This is a genomic window from Actinomadura sp. BRA 177 (assembly GCF_013372625.1).
Taxonomy (GTDB): Bacteria; Actinomycetota; Actinomycetes; order Streptosporangiales; family Streptosporangiaceae; genus Spirillospora.
Genome location: NZ_JABXFD010000378.1, coordinates 1 through 4,540, shown reverse-complemented (window position 1 = coordinate 4,540; position 4,540 = coordinate 1). Strand labels below are relative to the sequence as shown.

The 4,540-nt window shown below is 70.5% G+C and carries 4 protein-coding genes and 1 pseudogene; all 5 read left to right on the top strand.

Annotated elements, in window-relative coordinates; genetic code table 11:
* Window positions 1–188 (top strand): annotated as a pseudogene (locus tag HUX53_RS21815) (hypothetical protein); the annotation flags it as partial.
* A gap of 122 nt (window positions 189–310) precedes the next feature.
* On the top strand, window positions 311–1,561 hold the full coding sequence (locus tag HUX53_RS21810; protein WP_176405075.1) for a cytochrome ubiquinol oxidase subunit I: 1,251 nt from the start codon (window positions 311–313) through the stop codon (window positions 1,559–1,561).
* Window positions 1,562–1,604: 43 nt separating this feature from the next.
* On the top strand, window positions 1,605–2,345 hold the full coding sequence (locus HUX53_RS21805) for a cytochrome d ubiquinol oxidase subunit II (RefSeq protein ID WP_176405074.1): 741 nt from the start codon (window positions 1,605–1,607) through the stop codon (window positions 2,343–2,345).
* Window positions 2,346–2,357: 12 nt separating this feature from the next.
* The gene (locus HUX53_RS40095; RefSeq protein WP_217919737.1) at window positions 2,358–3,194 is read left to right on the top strand and encodes an ABC transporter transmembrane domain-containing protein; all 837 of its coding nucleotides are present in this window, start codon (window positions 2,358–2,360) and stop codon (window positions 3,192–3,194) included.
* 1 nt (window position 3,195) lies between these two features.
* Window positions 3,196–4,540, top strand: a 1,345-nt coding sequence (locus tag HUX53_RS21800; protein ID WP_217919736.1) for an autotransporter outer membrane beta-barrel domain-containing protein, incomplete at its 3' end; no start/stop codon positions are given.

The window sequence follows — 4,540 nt, the reverse complement described above, 5'->3', positions numbered from 1 at the left end:
AGTGGGTTGTGCTGGGCGGGGCACGCTGTGTGTGGGAGTCTGTTGTGCTGGCGTTCGCGGGGTGGGCGCTGGGGTCGCGGTGGGCGGACGCGGGGGTGCTGATGGGTGCGGCGGCGGTGCCGTACGTGGTGGTGGCGTTCGTGCTGGGGTCGGGGGTGCGGCGGCGGCGCGTACATCGGGAGATGTAGGCGGCGGGGGGCGGCTACGCGAAAGGCGCAGCGCGGTTGCACGCTCGCGCCCGATTCGGTGGCGGGTGCCGCGCGCCGAGGATCGTGGGGTCGTTGAGGGCCGATTCTTGGAGCGTGTGCTGATGGGTGCAGACCCGCTGATGCTGGCGCGGGTGCAGTTCGCGTTGACGGCCGGTACGCATTTCCTGTTCGTGGCTTTGACGCTGGGTCTGGCGACGCTGGTGGCGTTGACGCAGACGCGGGCGACGGTGTCGGGCAGTGCGGTGCATGCGCGGATGGTGCGGTTCTGGGGCCAGCTGTATGTGATCAATTACGCGGTGGGGATCGTGACGGGGCTGGTGATGGAGTTCCAGTTCGGGTTGAACTGGTCGGGTCTGTCGCGGGTGTCGGGGAGCGTGTTCGGGGCGCCGCTGGCGCTGGAGACGATCATCGCGTTCTTCGTGGAGTCGACGTTCCTGGGCCTGTGGATCTTCGGGTGGGACCGGCTGAACCGGTGGGTGCATCTGGCGCTGATCTGGGTGGTGACGCTGACGGCGTACCTGTCGGCGTATTTCGTGCTGGTGGCGAACGGGTGGCTGCAGCGTCCGGTGGGGTTCGAGATGGTGGACGGGACGGCGCGGCTCACCGACATCGGGGCGCTGCTGGCGAATCCGACGGCGCTGCTGGCGTTCTTCCACGTCCTGTTCGGGGGGCTGCTGACGGCGGGGTTCTTCATGGCGGGGGTGAGCGGTTTCCATCTGCTGCGGCGGACGGCGGAGGTGGAGTTCTTCCGGCGGTCGATGCGGATCGGGCTGGCGACGGTGATCGTGTCGGTGATGCCGGTGGTGATGTTCGGCGGGATGCAGTTCCGGTACACGCAGCCGACGAAGACGGGCGGGGAGGACGCGGCGGCCGCGGTGGCGGACTTCACGGCGCGGTTCGGTCCGGGCGACTACATGCCGCCGGGGCTGGCGGGCGCCGGTGAGGCGCTGATGGTGTCGATGTGGCTGCTGATGATGCTGGTCGCGGCGGTCGCGCTGGTGAAGTTCCCGTTCGGGCGGTGGCTGGTGCGGGGCCGGGTCTTCCACGTGCTGATGATCGCGGCGGTGCCGCTGCCGTATGTGGCGATGGTCTCGGGCTGGGTGTTCCGGGAGGTGGGGCGGCAGCCGTGGATGGTGTACGGGCTGCTGAAGACCGAGGACGCGCTGTCCCCGGGCGTGGGCGCGGGGACGGTCACGGTGTCGTTCGCCGCGTTCTCGGTGCTGTTCGCCGCGCTGTTCGGGGTGAACGCGTGGCTGCTGGCGCGGTTCGCGCGGCCGGGGCCGGACGGTGCCGGGCTGGGCGCCGCTCCCCCGGCGGAGGCTGCGGCCCCGGTGATGACCCCGACGTTCTGATGCGCGGCATCTCGATGCGTGCTGTTTCGACAGGAGCCTGGTGATGGATTCTCTCGCGGTGGTGTTGCTGGCGGTGTTCGCCGGCGGGTACCTGGTGCTGGCCGGGGCCGATGTGGGGGTGGGGATGCTGCTGCCCTGGCTGGGGCGCGACCAGCGGGAGCGGCGGCTGGTGATCGCGTCGTTCGCGCCGTTCTTCCTGGGCAACGAGGTGTGGCTGGTGGCGGCGGGTCTGGTGGCGGGTGCGTTCCCGGGGCTGGAGCATCGGCTGCTGGAGGAGCTGTATCCGCTGGTGGTGGTGCTGTTGATCGGGTGGGTGGGGCGGGACATGGGGCTGTGGCTGCGGGGCCGGGTGGACGCGGCGGCGTGGCGGTCGGTGTGGGACGGCGCGATCGTGGCGGGCAGCTGGGCGCTGGCGCTGGCGTGGGGTTCGGTGCTGGGTTCGGTGGTCGCCGGGGGCGGGCTGAACGCGGGGAGTGTGCTGGGGCTGCCGCTGGCGGCGTTGTTCGCCTGGCATGGGGCGGGGTTCGCGCGGTGGCGGCTGCCGGCGGGCCTGGCGGCGCGGGCGGCGCGGGTGCCGTCGCGGTACGGGTTGTCGGCGCTGGTGATGGGGTGTGCGCCGGTGGTGGCCGGTGTGGAGGTGCCGTGGTCGCGGGTGGTGGCCGAGGGCGGCGGGCTGTCGCTGACGGTGGTGGGGACGGTGGTGGTGCTGCCGTTCCTGCTGGCGTCGCAGGCACTGGTGTGGTGGACGTTCCGGGGCCGCGTCCAGGCCCCCTCGTACCTGTAAGGGGGCTGGGCGGTGAAGGCGGTCGAGCGGCGTCTGCTGCGGCTTGTCCCCCGGCGGGTGGGCGTGCTGCTGGGGGTGCTGGCGGCGGGACAGGGCGTCCTGCTGGTGGTGCAGGCGGAGCTGCTGGTGCGGGCGGTGGCGCATCTGGACGCGGGCCCGCTGCCGTGGCTGGCGGGTGCGGTGGCCGGGCGCGCGGTGCTGGCGTGGACGGTGACGCTGGTGGCGGGCAGGGCGGCGGCGCGTGCGAAGCGGGGCCTGCGGACGGCGCTGCTGGACGGCCCGGCGGGCGACGCGGGAGCACGGGTGACGCTGCTGACAAGGGGCTTGGACGCGGTCGACCCGTTCTTCACCGGTTATGTGCCGCAGCTGCTGGCGGCGTGCGTGGTCCCGCCGCTGGTGCTGGCGCGGCTGTTCGCGGCGGATTGGGCGTCGGCGCTGGTGGTGGCGGTGACGGTACCGCTGGTTCCGGTGTTCGGGGCGCTGGTGGGGATGCGGACGGCGGCGCTGACGGGCCGGCAGTGGGGGCTGCTGCACCGGCTGGGCGGGCATTTCCGGGACGTGCTGGCGGGCCTGGGGACGCTGCGGGCGTTCGGCCGGACCGGGCATCAGTCGCGGGTGGTGCGGGAGCTGGCGGGTGAGCATCGCCGTGCGACGGTCCGGGCGCTTATACACCTCTGGCGCTGCCGACGATCGGACCGGTCCGACTCGCGGCCGACGCCGGACCTCCACCAACCAGATCGCCGTATTTGGCGGACAGGGCGGCACCGTGACAGTGGCCCGCCACACAGTCGTCACCCGCCTGCAATTCCTCGACGCCGGTTACACGCTGACGGCTGGCGCAGGGGGTAGCTTGAGCCCGACCAACGCGGCGGATGGCAGCCTGGCGGCGGTGCGGGTGAACTCCGGCGTAACCACTCAGATCGATGCACCTCTGGTGGGCACCGGCGGGATCAACAAGCTGGACTCCGGCACCTTACTGCTGACCGGCGCCAATACTTACACCGGCGGCACTACGGTCAGTGGCGGTACGCTGGCGGGTAACACCACCAGCCTGCGCGGCAATATCCTCAACAACGCCAATTTGCTGTTCGTCCAGCCCACCAATGGTCAGTTCAGCGGCACCTTGAGCGGCACCGGTGCCCTGGTCAAACAAGGCGCGGGCGCGTTGTTGCTGACCGGCAACCAGCCCTTCAGCGGCACCGTTGCTGTTGATCAAGGCGTGCTGCAAGTGGGTAACGCGGCCAACCCTGGCGCAGTGCTCGGCGGCCAAGTCACCGTGGCCAACGGTGCGGGCCTGACCGGCAACGGCAGTGTCGGTTCGCTGGTCAACAATGGCTCTGTGAGCCCTGATGGCGGCAAGTTGACCGTGGCCGGCAACTTTACCAACGCCAGCACAGGCGCGCTGAACCTGGTGATCACCCCATCCACCACTGGCTCCCTGGCGGTCGGCGGCACCGCCAACCTGGGCGGCACCTTGAATGTGATCAACCTGGCACCGTATGCCGGCGCGACCACCTACACGCTGCTGACCGCAGGGGCGGTCAACGGCACGTTCACCACCACCAACCTGGAGAACCTGGCGTTCCTCAATACCGCGTTGAACTACAGCCCAACCCAAGTGGCCCTGGCGGTCAGCCGTAACAACGTCAGCTACGCCAGCGTGGCGGCCACCGGTAACCAGCGCGGCGTTGCGGCGGCGTTGGGCAGCGGTGCGGCAGTCGGTGGCGCGGCGGTGCAGAACGCGCGGCTCCACACTGACGTGGACGGGGCGCGTGCAGCCTTCGACAGCTTGTCTGGCGAGATCCACGCCAGCACCGCCAGCGCGATGCTCGAAGATTCGCGTTACGTGCGTGACGCGGTCAACGAGCGCTTGCGCCAACCCGGCTGCTATCGCGAGGACGACCCACGCAATGCCCTGGCGCCAAGCGAAAATCGCCTGACCAGCGCCGGTTGCCATGGCGAGATGGTCGGTTGGATGCGTGTGCTCGGCACCTGGGGGCATATGGGCGGTGACAGCAACACCGCCAAGCTGGACCGCAACCTCAGCGGCTTCCTGATCGGCACCGACAAACAAGTGGATGACGCCTGGCGCGTCGGCGTAGCCGCTGGCTACACCCGCAGCGACCTGGATGCCAAGCGCCGCAACTCCAGCGCCGACGTCGACAGCTACCACCTGATGGCCTACACCGCGTACC